Origin of the sequence: Microvirga sp. ACRRW (assembly GCF_022346925.1) — a bacterium.
Classification (GTDB): Bacteria; Pseudomonadota; Alphaproteobacteria; order Rhizobiales; family Beijerinckiaceae; genus Microvirga.
Map to the genome: position 1 here is coordinate 12,840 of NZ_JAKRNJ010000010.1, position 18,486 is coordinate 31,325.

Annotated in this window: 18 protein-coding genes; 8 read left to right on the forward strand and 10 right to left on the reverse strand. The window is 61.8% G+C overall.

Annotation, left to right across the window (positions count from 1 at the left end; translation table 11 throughout):
* Window positions 1–5 precede the first annotated feature (5 nt).
* Window positions 6–224, reverse strand: coding sequence for a dodecin (locus MHY87_RS17360; protein ID WP_239353834.1), 219 nt, complete (start codon window positions 222–224; stop codon window positions 6–8).
* 60 nt (window positions 225–284) lie between these two features.
* Entirely contained in the window at window positions 285–1,304 is a 1,020-nt protein-coding gene (locus tag MHY87_RS17365; protein WP_239353835.1) for a fumarylacetoacetate hydrolase family protein, read from the reverse strand.
* 73 nt (window positions 1,305–1,377) lie between these two features.
* Here MHY87_RS17365 and MHY87_RS17370 point away from each other — a divergent pair, with 73 nt between their 5' ends.
* Window positions 1,378–2,466 (forward strand): TRAP transporter substrate-binding protein, encoded by a 1,089-nt coding sequence (locus MHY87_RS17370; RefSeq protein WP_239353870.1) that lies wholly within the window; start codon window positions 1,378–1,380, stop codon window positions 2,464–2,466.
* Window positions 2,467–2,543: 77 nt separating this feature from the next.
* Here the strand turns inward: MHY87_RS17370 and hmgA are convergent, their stop codons facing one another.
* On the reverse strand, window positions 2,544–3,911 hold the full coding sequence (gene hmgA / locus MHY87_RS17375) for a homogentisate 1,2-dioxygenase (RefSeq protein ID WP_239353836.1): 1,368 nt from the start codon (window positions 3,909–3,911) through the stop codon (window positions 2,544–2,546).
* Between the two features lie 125 nt (window positions 3,912–4,036).
* Here hmgA and MHY87_RS17380 point away from each other — a divergent pair, with 125 nt between their 5' ends.
* The 4 genes from MHY87_RS17380 (at window position 4,037) to MHY87_RS17395 (ending at window position 8,036) form a co-directional block, all read left to right on the forward strand.
* Window positions 4,037–4,537, forward strand: coding sequence for a MarR family winged helix-turn-helix transcriptional regulator (locus MHY87_RS17380; protein WP_239353837.1), 501 nt, complete (start codon window positions 4,037–4,039; stop codon window positions 4,535–4,537).
* Window positions 4,534–5,160 (forward strand): maleylacetoacetate isomerase, encoded by a 627-nt coding sequence (gene maiA / locus MHY87_RS17385; protein ID WP_239353838.1) that lies wholly within the window; start codon window positions 4,534–4,536, stop codon window positions 5,158–5,160. Before MHY87_RS17380 ends, maiA begins: the two co-directional genes overlap by 4 nt.
* A gap of 49 nt (window positions 5,161–5,209) precedes the next feature.
* Window positions 5,210–6,325: a 4-hydroxyphenylpyruvate dioxygenase gene (gene hppD / locus MHY87_RS17390; protein ID WP_239353839.1), complete on the forward strand. Its 1,116-nt coding sequence runs from the start codon at window positions 5,210–5,212 to the stop codon at window positions 6,323–6,325.
* Between the two features lie 502 nt (window positions 6,326–6,827).
* A complete protein-coding gene (locus tag MHY87_RS17395) occupies window positions 6,828–8,036 on the forward strand; it encodes a porin (RefSeq protein ID WP_239353840.1) in 1,209 nt (402 codons plus the stop codon).
* A gap of 143 nt (window positions 8,037–8,179) precedes the next feature.
* On the opposite strand, the gene MHY87_RS17400 is transcribed toward MHY87_RS17395, so the two are convergent.
* Both MHY87_RS17400 and MHY87_RS17405 read right to left on the reverse strand, forming a co-directional pair.
* Window positions 8,180–9,061 (reverse strand): alpha/beta fold hydrolase, encoded by an 882-nt coding sequence (locus tag MHY87_RS17400; RefSeq protein ID WP_239353841.1) that lies wholly within the window; start codon window positions 9,059–9,061, stop codon window positions 8,180–8,182.
* A 44-nt stretch (window positions 9,062–9,105) separates the two neighbouring features.
* The gene (locus MHY87_RS17405) at window positions 9,106–11,175 is read right to left on the reverse strand and encodes a lytic transglycosylase domain-containing protein (RefSeq protein WP_239353842.1); all 2,070 of its coding nucleotides are present in this window, start codon (window positions 11,173–11,175) and stop codon (window positions 9,106–9,108) included.
* 189 nt (window positions 11,176–11,364) lie between these two features.
* Between MHY87_RS17405 and dapA the strand changes: the two genes are divergently transcribed.
* From dapA to MHY87_RS17420, 3 genes are read left to right on the forward strand one after another with little or no spacing between them, the layout of a single operon-like run.
* Complete coding sequence (dapA, locus tag MHY87_RS17410; protein ID WP_239353843.1) at window positions 11,365–12,249, forward strand: 4-hydroxy-tetrahydrodipicolinate synthase; 885 nt, start codon at window positions 11,365–11,367, stop codon at window positions 12,247–12,249.
* A 7-nt stretch (window positions 12,250–12,256) separates the two neighbouring features.
* Window positions 12,257–12,730: an SsrA-binding protein SmpB gene (gene smpB / locus MHY87_RS17415; protein ID WP_239353844.1), complete on the forward strand. Its 474-nt coding sequence runs from the start codon at window positions 12,257–12,259 to the stop codon at window positions 12,728–12,730.
* Between the two features lie 48 nt (window positions 12,731–12,778).
* Window positions 12,779–13,309, forward strand: a complete 531-nt coding sequence (locus tag MHY87_RS17420) for a glycine cleavage system protein R (RefSeq protein ID WP_239353845.1) — start codon at window positions 12,779–12,781, stop codon at window positions 13,307–13,309.
* A gap of 53 nt (window positions 13,310–13,362) precedes the next feature.
* Here MHY87_RS17420 and MHY87_RS17425 read toward each other — a convergent pair whose 3' ends face one another.
* From MHY87_RS17425 to rpoZ, 5 genes are all read right to left on the reverse strand, one after another.
* Window positions 13,363–14,034, reverse strand: coding sequence for an NYN domain-containing protein (locus MHY87_RS17425; protein WP_239353846.1), 672 nt, complete (start codon window positions 14,032–14,034; stop codon window positions 13,363–13,365).
* A 241-nt stretch (window positions 14,035–14,275) separates the two neighbouring features.
* The gene (gene pyrE, locus MHY87_RS17430) at window positions 14,276–14,860 is read right to left on the reverse strand and encodes an orotate phosphoribosyltransferase (RefSeq protein ID WP_239353847.1); all 585 of its coding nucleotides are present in this window, start codon (window positions 14,858–14,860) and stop codon (window positions 14,276–14,278) included.
* 89 nt (window positions 14,861–14,949) lie between these two features.
* Window positions 14,950–15,648, reverse strand: a complete 699-nt coding sequence (locus MHY87_RS17435) for a gamma-glutamyl-gamma-aminobutyrate hydrolase family protein (RefSeq protein WP_239353848.1) — start codon at window positions 15,646–15,648, stop codon at window positions 14,950–14,952.
* 6 nt (window positions 15,649–15,654) lie between these two features.
* The gene (locus tag MHY87_RS17440; RefSeq protein ID WP_239353849.1) at window positions 15,655–17,826 is read right to left on the reverse strand and encodes a bifunctional (p)ppGpp synthetase/guanosine-3',5'-bis(diphosphate) 3'-pyrophosphohydrolase; all 2,172 of its coding nucleotides are present in this window, start codon (window positions 17,824–17,826) and stop codon (window positions 15,655–15,657) included.
* Between the two features lie 191 nt (window positions 17,827–18,017).
* Complete coding sequence (rpoZ, locus tag MHY87_RS17445) at window positions 18,018–18,419, reverse strand: DNA-directed RNA polymerase subunit omega (RefSeq protein ID WP_239353850.1); 402 nt, start codon at window positions 18,417–18,419, stop codon at window positions 18,018–18,020.
* Window positions 18,420–18,486: the final 67 nt, after the last annotated feature.

Below are 18,486 nucleotides of genomic sequence, written 5' to 3' on the forward strand. Positions count from 1 at the left end.
CGGCTTTAGGAGCCGCCTTCGTCCAGCGTGAAGCCTGCCTTCAGCACGACCTGATAATGGCGCACCTTGCCATCCTCGACATGGCCGCGGGTCTGCAGAACCTCGAACCAGCGCATGTTGCGCAGGGTTTGGCTCGCCCGCGTGATCGCGGTCTGGATGGCATCCTCGATGCTCGTCTCCGATGAGCCGACGAGCTCGACGACCTTGTAGACATGATCGTTCATCAGGCGCTCCTTGGTTGGGATCCAAGGTGAGTTGTAGAGCGCGGCGATGGTTCGCCCATGTCAGGCCTGCTTCTGATAAGCCACCACTTCCTGCTCGATGGCGCCGAAGATCGAGTGGCCGGCCCTGTCCTTCATCTCGATGCGGATCGTATCTCCGAAGCGCATGAAGGGCGTGCGCGGTTCGCCGTGGAGGAGGGTTTCCACCGTGCGCTGCTCCGCGAGGCACGAATAGCCGAGGCCTCCGTCAGCGATGAGCTTGCCGGGTCCGCCGCCTTCGTCCTTGTTGGAGACCGTGCCCGAGCCGATGATCGTGCCGGCCCCAAGCGGGCGGGTTTTGGCCGCGTGGGCGATGAGGGTCGGGAAGTCGAAGGTCATGTCCACCCCTGCATTCGGCTTGCCGATGGGCTTTCCGTTGAGGGTGGAGAGTAGGGGCAGGTGGAGCCTGCCGCCGTCCCAGGCGTCGCCCAACTCATCGGGGGTGACGGCGACCGGCGACAGAGTGGAGGAGGGCTTCGCGTGGAAGAAGCCGAAGCCTTTGGCGAGTTCGCCGGGAATGAGATTTCTCAGAGAGACGTCATTGACGAGCACGACAAGACGGATGGCCTTGGCGGCTTCCTCCGGCGTGACGCCCATGGGCACATCACCCGTGATGACTGCGATTTCCGCTTCGAAATCAATGCCGTGCGCCTCGTCCGCGGCGGGAATGGGATCGCGCGGGCAGAGGAAGGAATCCGAGCCGCCCTGGTACATGAGCGGGTCGGTCCAGAAGGAATCCGGCATATCCGCCCCCCGGGCTTTGCGCACCAGCTCTACGTGATTCACATAGGCCGAGCCGTCCGCCCACTGGTAAGAGCGGGGCAGGGGCGAGGCGCAGTCGTGCTCGTGAAACCGGAAGGAGGGCACGGACCCATGTTCGAGCTGTTCCGCCAGGTCACGCAGGCGGGGCTCGACTTTTTCCCAATCATCAAGGGCTTGCTGTAGCGTCGGAACAATGAAAAATGCGTCTGTCGCGCGGGTCAGGTCCCTCGAGACGAGTACGAGCCGGCCATCACGGCCCTGTTTGAGCGAAGAGAGCTTCATAGCCACCTGCCTTGTTGTCGTGGTTTATTGAGCTTGCAATGAAAGAGTCTGCGGGGAAACGCCTATGACGACGATGAAGAGAAGAAACTTCCTGAAGGGCGCCGGCCTTGCGGCCGCGGCCACCACGGTGGCGGCTCCCGCCATCGCGCAATCCAGCCCGGAGATCCGCTGGCGTCTGACTTCGAGCTTCCCCAAGTCGCTCGACACGATTTTCGGCACGGCCCAGACCTTCGCCAAGTACATGGCGGATGCCACCGACGGGAAGTTCCAGATCCAGGTTTTCGCCCCGGGCGAGATCGTGGGCGGCCTTCAGGCCATGGACGCGGTCGAGAACGGCTCGGTCGAATGCGCCCATACCCCGCTCTATTACTATATCGGCAAGGAGCCCGCGCTCGGCATGGGAACCGGCCTGCCGTTCAGCCTCAACGCGCGCCAGCTCCATTCCTGGTGGCACTTCGCGGGCGGCAAGGAAATCATCAACGATGTCCTTGCCAAGTATAACTGCACCTCGCTGGTCTGCGGTAATTCCGGCGCGCAGATGGGCGGCTTCTTCCGCAAGGAGATCAACACCGTCGACGACCTGAAGGGTCTCAAGTTCCGTATTGGCGGTCTCGGCGGACAGGTGCTCGCCAAGCTCGGCGTCGTGCCGCAGCAGGTGGCTCCCGGCGATGTTTATCCCGCTCTCGAGCGCGGCACGCTGGACGCTGCCGAGTTCGTTGGCCCCTACGACGACGAGAAGCTCGGCTTCCTGAAAGTCGCCAAGTACTACTACGCCCCCGGCTTCTGGGAAGGCGGCGCCATGCTGCATCTCGTCGTCAACAAGGCGAAGTGGGATGAGCTGCCGAAGCATTATCAGGCCATCATGAACCAGGCCTCGGAAGCCGCGAACAACTGGATGCTGGCGAAGTACGACGCCGTGAACGGCCAGGCGCTTCGCCGCATGGTCGGCGCTGGCGCGGAGCTGCGCACCTTCTCCCAGCCGATCATGGAAGCCTCGCTCAAGGCCGCGAACGAGCTCTATACGGAACTCTCCGCCAAGAACGAGAACTTCAAGAAGGCCTACGACTCCATGGTGGCCTATCGCAACGATGTGCTGCCCTGGTGGCAGCTCAACGAATACGCCTTCGACACCTTCATGATCCGCACGCGCGGCAAGGCGTAAATCATCGAGGCATTTCACGCTGAAGAAAGGCCGGCGCTTTGTGCCGGCCTTTTGCTTTTGCATGTGGAAAGGTTCTCTCACTTCGGCTCGCGCTGGTTCGGATCGAAGTGCTTCTTCAGCTCTTTCCAGCAATCGATGTAGTTCGCCTGAAGAGTCGAGAGTTCCGCGGCGTATTTCGTCACGCGCTGAGGGAAGCGCGTTTCGAACATGAAGGCCATGGTGCCTGTAAGTTTCACGGGCTTCAGCTCCACGTTGCTTGCATGCTCGAACGCCGTTGTGTCTGGTCCATGCGGCAGCATCTGGTTGTGCAGCGAGAAACCGCCTGGCACGAAGCCTTCGGGCTTGGCATCGTAGACGCCGTAGACGAGGCCCATGAATTCCGACATCAGGTTGCGGTGATACCAGGGCGGGCGGAACGTGTTTTCCGCCACTGACCAGCGTTCGGGGAAGATCACGAAATCCACATTCGCGGTGCCGGGCGTCTCCGAGGGCGCGGTGAGCACCGTGAAGATCGACGGATCGGGATGATCGAACATGATCGCGCCAACCGGCGAGAAATGACGCAGGTCGTATTTGTAGGGCGCGTAATTGCCGTGCCACGCCACCACGTCGAGGGGCGATTGCTCGATCTCGGTGCGATAGAGCTCTCCGCCCCATTTCACAAAGAGGAAGGAAAGAGCTTCCTTGTCCTCGTAGGCAGCAACGGGTGTGAGGAAGTCGCGCGGATTGGCAAGGCAGTTCGCGCCGATGGGGCCGCGATCGGGGAGGGTGAAGGCGCCGCCGTAATTTTCGCACACGTAAGCACGCGCGGAGCCGTTGAGCAGTTCGACCTTGAAGATCACGCCGCGCGGGATGATGCAGATTTCGCCGGGCTCGATGTCAATCACGCCGAACTCGGTGCGGAAGCGTAAATTGCCCTCTTGCGCCACGACGAGATATTCGCCGTCGGCGTTGAAGAAATACTCGTTGTCCATGGAGCGCGTGACGAAAAGTATGTGAGCGGCCATGCCCACCTGCGTGTCGGAGTCGCCCGCCGTGGTAATGGTTTGCAGGCCCGTCACGAAGGTGAGCGCCTCATCCGGAATCGGTGTCGGGTCCCACCGCAGCTGGCCGAGGGGCAGGTCGCTTTCCTCCCGTGCAGCAGGCGCGGTGCGCATCAGGCCCTTGTCCACTTTCACGTAACGGCCCGAATGCTTCACGCTAGGACGAATGCGATAGAGCCAGGAGCGCTGGTTCGTCGCCTGCGGGGCCGTGAAAGGCGAGCCGGAGAGCTGCTCGGCATAAAGGCCGTAATTGATCTTCTGGGGCGAGTTGCGCCCGATGGGCAGGGCACCCTCCAGAGCTTCGGTTTCGAACGAATTGCCGAAGCCGGACATGTAGCCGGGCAGGATGGCGCTTTTACGTGGCTGTTCGGATTGGAAGCCGGAGACGTTCTGAACGTTCATAGGCGCTCTCCCAGAATAAGGAGCCGATTGCGGTCAGGTTGGATATTGACCGAGCGGCCCGCAAATCTAGTTGCTTGTGCAACGAATTTATCTTATTAGTTGCATGCGCAACGAATTTGTCAACCATGGCCCAGCACTCCGCAGCAAAGAAACAGGAAGACTCCCGCCTCAAGGTGATCCTGGAGAGCTTTCTGCCTTACCGGCTCAACGTCCTGGCGAGCCTGACCTCGAATGCGCTGGCGCAGATCTATGCCGAGCGGTTCGGGCTCTCGATCCCAGCCTGGCGGGTTGTGGCGACGCTTGGCCAGTACGAGTACCGCACGGCCCGGGACATCGCGGCCCATGGGGTGATGCATAAATCCACGGTTTCTCGGGCGGTTGCCGCCCTCGAACAGCGCGGCCTGATCGCCCGCAAGCCCAACCAAGACGACCGGCGCGAGGAATTGCTGGAACTGACGGAGGAGGGGCGGGAGATCTATGAGGCCCTGGCGCCCGAGGCTCTCGCCTTCGAGGAAAGGTTCGTCTCCGTGCTTACGGAGGAGGAGCAGAAGGTCCTCGCCTCCCTCATCGATCGCCTGAGTGGCCATGCGAGGCTGCTCGCGCCCGAAGGGGAGGCTGAAGGGTGAAGCTCTACACCTATTTCCGCTCATCGGCGGCCTACCGGGTTCGGATCGCGCTCAATCTGAAGGGCGTTCCTTATGAATCGGTGCCGGTGAACCTCCTGAAAGGAGAGCAGCGGGAAGAGGCCTACGGAGCCGTCAATCCTCAAAAGCGCCTGCCGGCCCTCGATATCGGCGGCACGGTCCTCACCCAGTCTCCCGCCATCCTCGAATATCTCGACGAGGCTTATCCGGAACCGCCGCTGCTTCCCGTGGGTGCCGTCAATCGCGCGAAGGTGCGCGCCGTCGCCTCCATCATCGGGTGCGACATTCACCCTTTGAACAATCTCGGGCCGCTCAATTATCTCAAGAAGAAGCTCGGTCACGACCAGACGAGCGCCGACGCTTGGTATGCCCATTGGGTGCGAGAAGGCTTCGATGCCATCGAGGCCCTGATCGAGCCAGGTCCCTATTGCTTCGGCCAGCGCGTGAGCCTCGCCGACATTTATCTCGTGCCGCAGGTCTTCAATGCGCGGCGCTTCGACATTTCGCTTTCTAATTATCCGAAGATCGTCGCGGTGGATGCCGCCTGCGCCGAACTTAGCGCCTTTCAGGATGCCGCGCCGGAACGCCAGCCCGACGCGGTTTGAAAATCCGCAGGCTTCTTGAGGAGCCTGCATTCATAACAGGAGGAAAGCCATGGGACCGTTCCCGCACGACGCACCGCCGCCGGCCATCAGCGAAGACAACCCGATGGGGACCGACGGCTTCGAGTTCGTGGAGTTCTGCCATCCCGATCCGCAGGAGCTCGATCGCCTGTTCAAGATCATGGGCTTCTCCGTCGTCGCGAAGCACCGCTCGAAGAACGTGTTGCTCTACCGGCAGGGCGACATCAACTTCATCGTCAATGCGCAGCCCGGCTCCTTCGCCGAGCGCTTCGCCAGTCAGCACGGCCCGTCCGCTCCGGCCATGGCGTTCCGCGTGGTCGATGCGAAATATGCTTATGAGCGTGCGCTCTCCATGGGCGCCAAGCCGGTGCAGACGCAGGTCGGGCCAAACGAGCTCGAAATCCCGGCCATCGAGGGCATCGGCGGCCTGCACATCTATTTCGTGGACCGCTACGGCGCGAAGGGCTCGATCTACGACGTCGACTTCGAATGGCTCGGTGAGAAAGATCCGAAACCGCACGGCGTCGGCCTCTATTACATCGACCACCTCACTCATAACGTCTATCGCGGACGCCTGAACGAGTGGGCGGGCTTCTACGAGCGCCTCTTCAACTTCCGCCAGATTCGCTACTTCGACATCGAGGGCAAGCTGACGGGCCTGCATTCCCGCGCCATGACGAGCCCAGACGGCAAGATTCGCATTCCGATCAACGAGGATGCGGGCGAGACCGGGCAGATCGAGGAGTATCTGCAGGAGTATAAAGGCGAAGGCATCCAGCACGTGGCCCTGGGCTCGCTCGATCTCTACGAATCCATCGAGGCGTTGCTCGCCAAGGGGCACGAGTTCATGCCCGCGCCGAATGAAATCTATTACTCACGAATCGATAAGCGCCTGCCGAGCCATGAGGAGCCCCTTGAACGCTTGCAGAAGAACGGCATCCTCATCGATGGAGAGGGCGTCGTGGAAGGCGGCTTCACGAAAGTGCTGCTCCAGCGCTTCGGCAAGACCGCCATCGGCCCGATCTTCTTCGAGTTCATTCAGAGGAAGGGCGATGACGGATTCGGCGAGGGCAATTTCAAGGCGCTCTTCGAATCCATTGAGGAGGATCAGATTCGGCGCGGCGTTCTGAAGCCGAAAGTGGCCTGAAATCGACACGCTGACATGATTCCAAGGAGGCCGGGACCGCTCCCGGCCTCCTTTTTTGTGGCAGGCGGTGCACGTCGTTGCCCAAATTGTGGAGGGAGTTATTCACAGCCTCACCCGTTCGTGATTCCTCGAATAAGACCCTCGAAGCTAGTTTTCGGGCCCGTGGCTTCAGGGCGGAAGTCCTTGCGTATTAAGGGTTTGTTAAGAACCGGCTCCAAAGTTTGACGAAAAGTAAACGGGCGAGGGTAAAAACGTTGCGTTTGTGCAACATGCCCATGAAAAGCCCCCCGGGTTGCCCAGTTTGTGCCTTCATTCGGTTGCTTGCGGTCTCGCTCTGGCTAATGTGACACCAGCGACGGGGGCACCCCAGTCGTCATTTGATGGGTCCCAGCCAACCGGCGGGTCATCAGATCACTAGGGGAAAAGGGTGTGTTTGAGGTTCGGCCTCAAAGCACAACAAGCCCGACCCCCCAAGGGTCTCGAAAACTTTGGAGGTTTAACCATGAAGCTCGTTAAGAGCCTTCTTCTCGGTTCGGTTGCGGGTCTCGCTGCCGTTGCCGGCGCTCAGGCTGCTGATCTTCCCGCAAAGAAGGCCGCTGCTGTTGAGTACGTTCGCGTCTGCTCCACCTACGGTGCAGGCTTCTTCTACATCCCCGGCACGGACACCTGCCTCCGCGTCGCTGGCCGCGTCCGCGCTGAATATCGCTACGCTGAGCCGGAAACCCGCTTCAACGACACGATCGGCTTCCGCGCTCGTGGCCGCATCCAGCTCGACTCGCGTACCGCTACGGCTTACGGCCTGCTGCGTACGTTCGTCCGCTTCGAGATGACCCGCGACACCGGCGTTTACAACAGCGTCCCGGGCACCGTCACCACGACCCCGAACGTCGACCAGGCCTTCATCCAGTTCGGTGGCCTGACCGCCGGTCGCGCGATGACGTTCTTCGACAACGGCGACATCGACGGCCAGTACTTCGGTACGGTTCGTTGGTCGGACCAGCCGAACGTCAACCTGCTCGCCTACACCTTCTCGTTCGGCAACGGCTTCTCGGCCTCGCTGTCGCTCGAAGAAGGCCGCTATGCTAGCCGCTCCGGCCTCGCTGTCGGCACGCAGCTCGCTGGCCAGCGCGTTCCGGACGTTGTCGCTAACGTGAAGTACACGGGCACCTGGGGCTCGGTGCAGCTCTCCGGTGCTGTGCACCAGCTGCGCGGCCTGCCCTTCGCTGTGACGACCGTTCCTGGCGTCGTGTTCGAAGCTGACACCGATTACGGCTTCGCCGTTTCGGCTCAGGCTAACTTCAACCTGCCGATGCTCGGCGCTGGCGATGCCTTCTGGATCACCGGCACCTACACCGATGGCGCTCCGGCTTACGCTGGCTTCTCCTCGGCTGTTGAAGCTACCTACGACATCGACGGCACGAACGCTGACATCGACAATGCTCGCGCATGGTCGGTCTCCGGTGGTCTGCGTCACTTCTGGACCCCGGAAGTTCGTTCGAACCTGTTCGGTTCGTACGGCCGCATCGAGTATAGCGATGCCTTCAACCTCGCTGACTCCCGCGAGTGGCGCGTTGGTACCAACGTCCTCTGGACGCCGGTTTCCAACCTCACCTTCGGTGCTGAGGTCCTCTACGCTAACACCGACGTTAGCGGCGTTGCTGGCAACAGCGACAGCTGGGAAGGCCGTCTCCGCGTTCAGCGCGACTTCTAATCGGTTCATCCCGATTGGTTAAAGGAAACCCCGGTGGAAACACCGGGGTTTTCTTTTGTGCCAGCAATGGATCAAGCCGCGATGCCAGGCGGATGTTGCTGCTCCGGCTCGGACCAGCGATGCGCCGCTCTACAAGTTGGAAATCAGGCTGAGCTTTCAGCTCTCGCGATTAAATCCTTGATCGACTGAATGACCGGGCCCTCCAGCAAAGGGGCATGGGCTTGCCCTGAGACGATGTGGGCCGTCAGATTCGGATGACGCTTGCCCATTTCATCAAGAGTTTGTGCCGAGAGAAGATCTGAGTTCTCGCCGCGGATGACCAGCACGGGGATGGGCCGCAAGCCCTCGAACAGAGGCCAGAGATCGGGCATCGGCGCCTCGAGATCGAGCGCCTGCAAGGGATTCATCAGATTGGGGTCATAGCTGAGGGTGAGGCTGGAATCCCTCTCATGCCATGTGCCTCGCGCCATGCTCTCCCATTGCTCAAGCCCGAAAGCGGGGAATTGATCGCCGGATAGTTCCTTCAGGATCCGTGCACCTTCCTGCATCGTTCTCGGCGTCGGCAACTTTCCCACATAATTGCGGATGCGGATCAGCCCTTTGGTTTCGATGACCGGTCCGACATCGTTGAGAACAGCGCCCGCCACAAGGGTCGGCCTCGTGGCGTTCAGCGCCATGGTGATGAGCCCACCACGCGATGTGCCGACGAACACGGCGCTCTCAATTCCCACAACGCCTAGAATCTGAAGCACATCATTCAGCTCGGTGCCGATGTCGTAATGCTTCCAATCCGGATCCCAATCCGAGCGGCCGCGTCCGCGATAATCGAGCGCCAGCACGCGGCGCTGGCGTGCCGCATCCGTGCTGAGGGCCTCGGCGAGGGTGTGAAAGTCCTCGGAGTTCCGTGCAAGGCCTGGCAGGCACACGACAGGCAGCGCGCCACCATCCAAAGGGCCGTAATCGCGCGCATAGAGGCGAAGGCCGTCAGAGGCCGAAACGAAAAGATCCCGATAGGAATAGCTCATGTGAAACCGGACGCGAGTGGAATTCAGATGAGCCGCATCCTGCCTCAATACGCGGTCTTTGTCGCATCCGCCGTTTCGGCTGAAGGTGCGACGGCTGTTTCGGCAGGGGCGGGTGTTGGTGCCGGCTTTTCCTTCAGCCGCGCCCGGTAGACGTGCAGGTTCTCCATCACCCGCTGCACGTAGTTGCGCGTCTCGTAGAACGGGATCCGCTCGACCCAATCGATCAGGTCCACATCGGGCTTGCGCGGATCGCCATAGGCATTGATCCACTTCTTCACGTTGCCGCCGCCTGCATTGTAGGAGGCGAAGGCCAGGATATAGGAGCCTTTCCAATCCTCCATCAGCTCACCCAGATGAGCAGAGCCGATCTTCGCGTTGTAGGAAGGGTCCTCGACTAGCCGCTGAAGATCGAAGCCGACGCCGAAGCGCTGCGCCGTGCGCTTGGCGGTGGCGGGCATGAGCTGCATGAGGCCGCGTGCGCCCGCGCTCGAAATGGCCTTGGGATTGAAGGCGCTTTCCTGGCGCGCGATGGCATAGACCATCGCAGGCTCAACCTCGTCGCCGACCGGCTCGAAATCCGGAATCGCGGCGAGCGGATAGGCGTGCTGATCGAGCGGGAAGCCCCGCTGCAAGGAGATCTTACCGATGGCCAGCACAGCGCGCGGATTCTGCTGCGAGGTGGCAAGCGCCGCCAGGGCATCGAGCTGTCCCGGATCGTTGAGGGTCTGGGCGAGATCGCTATAGAGGCCGATCGCCAGCTCCGTTTCGCCGGATTGCTGCAGCAGGTTGAGGGCCCGAACCGGAATCAGAGCTTCGAAAGCCTTGCGCTCTTCGGCCTTCAGTGGCTCCACGGAGCGTAAGGAAACGCCTTCGCCCAGCTTCTCGCGGGCCAGCTGCCCGTAATAGGTCGTCGGATGGCCGGCGGCGCGAGCATAGAACAGCTTTGCATCCGCAGCAGATCCTGCTGCATCGGCAGCCCGGGCCTGCCAATAGGCGATGCGCGCAAGCGAGATCGGCGTGGAGGCGGTCTGGGCCACCGTTGCGAAATGCTTTGCCGCCGTCGCGGGGTCGTTCAGGAACCGAAGCGCGATCCATCCCGCATGGAATTCCGCCTCGATCTGCTGGGCCGGGGATTCCGCGGCGTGGTGGCTTGCCACCTCGTAGGCGGTCTTAGCGTCGTTCTTGTCGAGAAGCTCCCGCGCGATCCTGCGCTGCTCGGCCCACCACTCATCCCCGTCGACCCGCTGCTCGTGATCCCGGGGAGCCTGCATGATGATCTTGGCAGCCTCGACCAGATTGTTGCTGCGGCGCTGGAACAGGGCGCGGGAGAACAGGTAGGACGGGTCGCTCCTCAATGAGGCGGGCACCGCCGCGAAAGCCTGCTCGGCTTTCTTCTTGCCTTGGAATATGGCCATGCGCGCCTTGACCAAGGTGGCGTAATCCTTGCCGGCATAGCCTGCGGCGCGGGTGGCCGCGCCCCAGTTCTCCTTCAGGAGATGACGCTCCATGCGGAAGCGGTGGTCGGCCGTCGTCAGCAGGTTCGGGAGGCGGGTGAGAATGCGGCTCTCGGTGTCGTTGCCGAAAGTGTCCTCCCGCCAGGCGTAGCGGATCAGGTCCGTCGCCTCCTTGTCGAGGCCGTCATTCTTGAGCGCGAGGCCGAACGCGATCCGCCCGGTCGCGGTGACGGGAGCCTGCTTGTCGAAAAAGGTGCGGATCTGCGCGGTCGAACGGGGCTCTGCGAGGAAGGTATTCTCCATCCGCCGGCGGAGCTGCGTGGTCAGGGGCCAGTCCGAGAAATCCTTTCGGAAGGCCATGATCCGCTCATAGCCGATGCTGATTCCGCTGCGGATGACGAACCATTCCGCGAGCGCCTGGGCGGCAGGGTCCGAGAGTTTCGATTTCAGGACGGCGGCTTCGGTCAGATCGTTGTCGCGATAGGCCTTGAAGATCAGGGGCAGCTGTTCCAGGTCTCCCATGGCCTTGGCGGGTGGAGTGAAGCTCTCCAAGTTCGTCGGCTGCGGGGAGGGAGCAATGGGAGGCTCGGTGGCGTGAGCGGCAAGGGTAGAGAGCTGGACGAAGGCCATTGCTGCCAGCAATCGGATCGAAGGACGCATTGTGAGGCTCACCCGCTACCCCCTCTTTGGTCGCCGCCTCGTTTTATGGCGACGTTATCTCTTGAGGAAACACCAAGTGCCGCGCTAGGACAACCTCCCAAAGGACCGTTTGCGCCGATGCGACGCACCCCTTATGTGTTAAGCCCTTGGCCTCTCTCAGATCTGCCGCTTCTTAATTAGAGGATTATCATGACCCGCTTTTCAGGCTCCATCACGGCTCTGGTGACCCCTTTCAAGGATGGCGCCGTGGACGAGGCTGCCTTCCGGGCCTTCATCAACTGGCAGATCGAGCAGGGCACCCATGGCGTGGTTCCGGTCGGTACCACCGGCGAGAGCCCGACGCTCAGCCACAAGGAGCATGATCGGGTCATCGAGATCTGCGTCGACGAGGTGAAGGGCAGGGTGCCGGTGATCGCTGGCGCCGGCTCCAACAGCACGGAGGAGGCCATCGGCTTCTCCAAGCACGCGGAGAAGTGCGGCGCCGACGCGGTGCTCATCGTCACGCCCTATTACAACAAGCCGACGCAGGAAGGGCTGTACCAGCACTTCAAGGCGATCAACGACGCCATCGGCATTCCGATCTTCATCTACAACATCCCCGGCCGCTCGGTGATCGACATGTCGGTGGAGACGATGGCGCGTCTCTACGAGCTCAAGAACATCGCGGGCGTGAAGGACGCGACAGCGAACCTCGCCCGCACTAGCCTGCAGCGCCAGGCCATGGGCCCCGATTTCATCCAGCTCTCGGGCGAGGATGCGACGGCCCTCGGCTTCATGGCCCATGGTGGCCATGGCTGCATTTCCGTGACATCCAACGTGGCTCCGCGCCTGTGCGCCGAGATGCAGGAAGCCTGCCTGAAGGGCGATTACGCAAGCGCCCTGAAGGTGCAGGACCGCCTCATGCCGCTTCACACCAACCTGTTCCTCGAGACCAACCCGTCGCCGGTGAAGTACGCCGCGTCCGTTCTCGGCCTGATGCGCGACGACGTGCGTCTGCCGATGATCCCGGTTTCCGAGGACACTAAGAAAGCAGTGCGTTCGGCCATGGTCCATGCGGGCCTGATCAACGCTTAAAGACAAAATGGCAAAAGATCCGAAAAGCGGCCCCCGTGTTGTCGCCGACAACCGGAAGGCGCGCTTCAACTACGAAATCGTCGATACTTACGAGGCCGGCATCGCGCTCACCGGCACGGAGGTCAAATCCCTGCGCACCGGCAAGGCCACCATCGGCGAGGCTTATGCCGGGCCGTCGGGGGAAGAGTTCTTCCTCTTCAACGCCTATATTCCGGAATACCTGCAGGCGAACCGCTTCAACCACGAGACGAAGCGCCCGCGCCGCCTGCTTCTGCACCGGAACCAGATCAACAAGCTTCTCGGCGCGACGCAGCGCGAGGGCTTCACCGTGATCCCGCTCAAGATCTATTTCAATGAGCGCGGAATGGCGAAGGTGGAACTTGGGTTAGGCCGAGGCAAGAAGCTCCACGACAAGCGCGAGACGGAGAAGGAACGCTCCTGGAACCGCGAGAAGGCACGCCTCATGCGCGAGAAGGGCTGACACGCGACGCCTGCGCTCTAACTGATCCCTCATCCGGGAGGGTTCAGCATGGCGTCCGTGGCACTCGTTTCCGTTCTTGGTCCCGACCGCGTCGGGCTCGTTTCCGCGATTGCGGCGCACCTGTTCGATATCGGCGTGAATCTCAGGGACACGACATTCGCCGCGCTTGGTTCGGGAGCCGAGTTCGTGGCGATCTGCGAACTGCCCTCAGGTCTTGAAGCCCGCGAGGTTGAAGCAGGTCTCAGGGTGCTTCCGGAACTCGCGGGGGCGGAAGTACGGGCTGTGCCTTACGCCTTCGATCCAAGCCCTGGACCCGCCGGCAGCATCACCCATCGCATCACCATCAGCGGCGGCGATCAGCTCGGCCTCGTGGCGCGGCTGGCGGAGGTGTTCAAGCAGTACGGCGCCAATATCGTGCGTCTCGAAGCGCGAAAGTTGTCCGGTGCGGAGGGTGGGCTCTACGTGACTCGCTTTGCGGTGTTCATTCCCGAAGAGCAGGCCCATCTTTGCCTTGCCACCGTGAGCAACACGGCCGGAGCGCTGGGCCTTGAATGCGAGGTCGAAGCGGGCAGCCTTTAAACGACGATGGCCGGGACGAGCCCGGCCATTGCTGCATTCCAATACGGAAAATCTCACACGTCAAACTCGTCGTCTGCTCCCTGCTGCCGGATGCCGTAGCGGCTCTCCAGGGCGCCGTTGCGCGGCTGCTGCTGTTGCTGCGGCGAGCGCGGACGATCCGGGCGGTCGTTGCCCTCACCCGGCGCGCGCTGCGGCCGGTCCGACGGGTCACGGCCAATGCGGGAAGCGAGCTGCGATAGGTCGAGGAACTCGTCGGCCTGGCGGCGCAGCTCGTCGGCCACCATCGGCGGCTGGGTGGTAATGGTGGACACCACAGACACGCGAACGCCACGGCGCTGCAGGGCTTCGACCAGCGAGCGGAAATCGCCGTCGCCGGAGAACAGAACCATGTGGTCGATGTAAGGGGCGAGTTCGAGCGCATCGATGGCGAGCTCGATATCCATGTTGCCCTTCACCTTGCGGCGGCCGGCGGAATCCACGAACTCCTTCGTCGGCTTCGTGACGACGCGATAGCCATTGTAATCGAGCCAGTCGATCAAGGGGCGGATGGAAGAGTATTCCTGATCTTCCACGAGCGCCGTGTAGTAGAACGCGCGCACCAGGGTTCCGCGTCCCTGAAATTCCTTCAGCAGCCGCTTGTAGTCGATATCAAAACCAAGGGTCTTTGTCGTAGCGTAAAGGTTCGCTCCGTCAATGAAGAGCGCGATCCGCTGCTGGCCTGACATAAGTATTCTCTGTTTGCGTCTGCCTGGGTGGCATAACAACCTTATGTGTCACGGCGACATCTATTGTTTATGCGGACAATACACTTGCGCAATAAAAACGGACGCGCCCAGCAACAGGCTGCTATCAACCCTTTAGACGAGTAAAAAACGAAACTTCAAATACTTAATGGCGTGTAAACGGAAAGAGTCAAGTTGTCGGAAAGGGGGCAGTCAACCCTTAAGGTTAGAAATAAACAGATTTTTACGATTTAAGATTGCGGCTGCCGGGTTTGATGGCGGGGAGGGCGGCAAGTTCGGGCGGCAACTTGTCCGGCTCGTAGGCCGGAATGTCGAGTTGGACCAGGGACACGAGTGGAGCGCCGAGATCGGCCTTGCCGCCCGAGCGGTCGATGAGGCAGGCCGCTCCCAGAAGCTTACCTGGGTGCTCCTTGAGAGCCGCCAGGCACTCGCGGGAGGAGAGACCCGTTGTGACGATGTCCTCCACCATCACGACGCGCGCGCCTTCCGGAATGGCGAAGCCGCGCCGTAGGGCGAACACGCCGTTCTCGCGCTCCACGAAGATTGCCTTGGCGCCCAGGTGACGGGCGGTCTCATAGCCCGGTACGATGCCGCCGACCGCCGGAGAGACCACGTAATCGACGGGCCCGAAGGTCTGCTTGATCTTGTCCGCGAGCGCCCTGCAGACCCGCTCGGTGCGTGCCGGGTCCTGGAACACGAACATCTTCTGCAGGAAGACCGGGCTGTGAAGTCCCGACGAGAGAATGAAATGCCCTTCGAGCAAAGCGCCTGCGGAGCGGAACTCTTCGAGAACTTCGTTCTGGGTCATGGCTGTCTCTCCTAGTCAGGGCTGTGTGGCAGGAGGGACGGCGAGAGGCAAGAGCCAAACCGCACGCCCGCATCAAATAGGCACTGTTGTCAGCTTCGTTCCGCTGCCTGCACAAACGCTCTGAAGATCGCGTTGCCGGGGTGGTCCTGTTTGGCGAACAGCTCCTGGTGCCATTGCACGCCGAGCGCGAAGCGGCGAGACGGGATTTCGATGGCTTCGATCACGCCATCCTGCGCGCGGGCGCTGGCGACGACGCCGTCGGACAATTCGACGACGGCTTCGCGGTGGAAGGTATTCACCGTGAGTTCGCGCTCATTGACGAGACGGGAGAGCAGTGTGTTCTGCGTGATGGCAACGGAATGCTCATGGCCGCGCTTGTCGTGCTCCATGATGTGCGGGCTCATTGCGCGGATGTCGGGCGAGAGGCGGCAACCATGGAGGGCTGCGAGAACCTGCATGCCGTTGCAGATGCCGAGCACCGGCTTGTCGCGCTCGAGGAAGCCGCGCATGAGCGCGAGTTCCACGGCGAGGCGCTCGGATTGCGGGGCTTTCGAGACCTGTCCGTCGATGAACCATTCATCGGGAAAGGCGAAGCGCCCGCCCACATTCACGAAGCCGTCGAACTCGTTCACGACGGTTTCGACCATGTCCATGAAATATGGAATGCCGTAGGGCAGAGCGCCTGCCTTATGAATGGCGACGAAGTAATTCTTCGTCATGTCGTAGCGCGTTGCGTCCACGCTGGTGTTCTCGTCCATGATGACGGCGATGCGCGGCTTGCGGGACATGATGCTTTATCCGGTGATACGGTCGACGCGGCTTACTACGCGCTTGGCGCGCAGCTCCGCGATGATGGCGTTGAGGTGTTTCAGGTCCCACACGGTCAGGTCGATGGTCACGTCCGTGAAGTCCTGCGTGCGGCGCTTCATGTTGACGCTGTCGATGTTGCCATCGTGATCCGCGATCACTTGCGCGATCTGCGCGAGCGAGCCCGGCTCGTTGATCGATTGCAGCTTGATGCGCGCGGGGAAGCGCTGCGTGGAACCGAATTCGAGATCCCAGCGCACGTCGATCCAACGGTCGGGCTCGTTGTCGAAGTCGGCGAGCGCCGATGACTGGATCGGATAGATGGTCACGCCTTCGCCGGGCGTCAGGATGCCGACGATGCGATCGCCCGGCACCGCGCCGCCTTCCGGTGCGAAGCGGATCGGCATGTCCTTGTTGAGACCGCGGATCGGAATGCCGTCAGCCTGTTCGCCGTCCGGCCTTGTCCCGTCACCGTCCGGCTGGGCTGCGCCTCTGCCGTCGGCCCCCGTGCGGCGCTCTTCCTTGTAATCGGGATAGACCGCGCGCACCACGTCGCCGGAGAACATCTCGCCACGGCCCACTGCCGCCAGCACGTCTTCCACGGAAACGCGCGCAAGGCGGGGCAGGGCGCCTTTCAGCTTTTCGTCAGAGAAGGCGCGGCCTGCGCGTTCGAAGGCGCGTTCCAGAATCTGATGACCGAGGCCCGTATATTGCCGCCGCACGGCAGCACGCGTGGCGCGGCGGATCGAGGCGCGCGCCTTGCCGGTCACGACGAGAGATTCCCACGCTGCCGGCGGGGTCTGTCCTTCGGAGCGCACGATCTCCACCTCGTCGCCGTTCTGCAATTCGGTGAGTAGGGGCGACATGCGGCCGTTGATCTTGCAACCGACGGCCGTGTTGCCGACATCCGTGTGCACGGCATAGGCGAAGTCGATAGGTGTCGCGCCGCGCGGCAGTGCGATGAGGCGGCCCTTCGGCGTGAAGCAGAACACCTGATCGTGGAAAAGTTCGAGCTTGGTGTGCTCCAGAAACTCTTCCGGATTGTCGCCCTCCGCCAGCAGGTCGATGGTGCGACGCAGCCATTGAAACGCGCGGCTTTCCGTGGCGAGGCGCGAATTGTCGTTCACGCCTTCCTTGTAGAGCGCATGCGCGGCGATGCCGTATTCCGCCACTTCCTCCATATCGGCGGTGCGGATCTGCAGCTCGACGCGCTGGCTGCCTGGACCGATCACCGTGGTGTGGATCGAGCGGTAATCGTTCTGCTTCGGCGTCGAGATGTAATCCTTGTAGCGGCCCGGAACCATCGGCCAGCTCGTGTGCACGATGCCGAGTGCGCGGTAGCATTCATCGACGGAGCGGACGATGATGCGGAAGGCGAAGATGTCCGACAATTGCTCGAAGGAGACGGATTTGCGCTCCATCTTGCGCCAGATGGAATAGGGGCGCTTCTGCCGTCCTGACACTTCCGCGTCGATGCCCTGGGCCTTGAGCTTGGTGGTGAGCGTCCGTTCGATTTCCTCGACGAGCTTTTCGCTCTTCGCCGTCAGTTCATGCAGGTGGCGGTTGATGGCCTCGAAGGCTTCCGGATCGAGGTTCTGGAAGGAGAGTTCCTCCAGTTCCTCGCGCATTTCCTGAATACCCATGCGCCCGGCAAGCGGTGCGTAGATCTCGAGCGTTTCCTGCGCGATGCGCTGGCGCTTCTCCGGCGGCATGAAGCCGAGGGTGCGCATGTTGTGCAATCGGTCGGCGAGCTTGACCAGAAGCACGCGCACGTCGTCCGCGATGGCCAGCAGCAGCTTGCGGAAGTTCTCGCCTTGCGCGGCGCGCTTGGAGACCAGGTCGAGGCGCTTGATCTTGGTGAGGCCGTCGACGAGGGCGCCGATCTGGGGGCCGAAGGTCTTGTTGATTTCCTCCAGCGTCGCTTCCGTGTCCTCCACCGTGTCGTGAAGAACGGCTGCGGCGATGGTCGCCTCGTCGAGCTTCATGTCCGTGAGGATGGCCGCGACTTCGAGCGGGTGGCCGAAGAACAGGTCGCCGGAGGCGCGCTTCTGGTTGCCATGAGCCATCATGGCATACACGTAAGCACGGTTGAGAAGCGCCTCGTCAGCCGAGGGGTTGTAGCGCTTGACCCGCTCGACGAGTTCGTACTGGCGCATCATGTCCGCCGCCACCTCCTTAACGTTTGGTTATCTGGCTGAAAACAGAAGGGCTTAAAGAGTATTGTACAACGTTTTCTGACCGCAAGCTGAATACCTTGCCGCAGGCAGTAAAACCACGCAGTGGTTAAAGCGTTCATGAAAAAGCCCGGCTGTAAGGCCGGGCTTTTCAGAAAATCGGTTGCTTCGAACGCTTATTCGCGGTCGTCGTCGTCCGCGCTGCTGCTCGGGGGCACGAGGCCCTCGAGGCCGCGGAGGAGGTCGTCCTCGCTCATGCGGTCGAACTGTACGTCGGCGTCGTTGTCGCTGCCCGAGGCGGCGGCGGTGTTGCCGAGCATCGGAACGGCCTCGGCCTCCGGCTCGTCCACCTCGACATACTTCTGCATGGAGTGGATGAGCTGCTCCTTCAGGTCGTCGGGAGCAATGGTCTCGTCCGCGATCTCGCGAAGCGCCACGACAGGGTTCTTGTCACGGTCGCGGTCGATGGTGAGCGGCGAGCCCGAGGAGATCAGGCGAGCGCGGTGGCTGGCGAGCAGCACGAGCTCAAACCGGTTATCGACCTTGTCGATGCAGTCTTCGACGGTCACGCGAGCCATGCAGGCGCTCCTTCTTCAGGTTCGTAAGGATAGGAAAGGCGACCGGATACACCGGATGGCCCAAGAA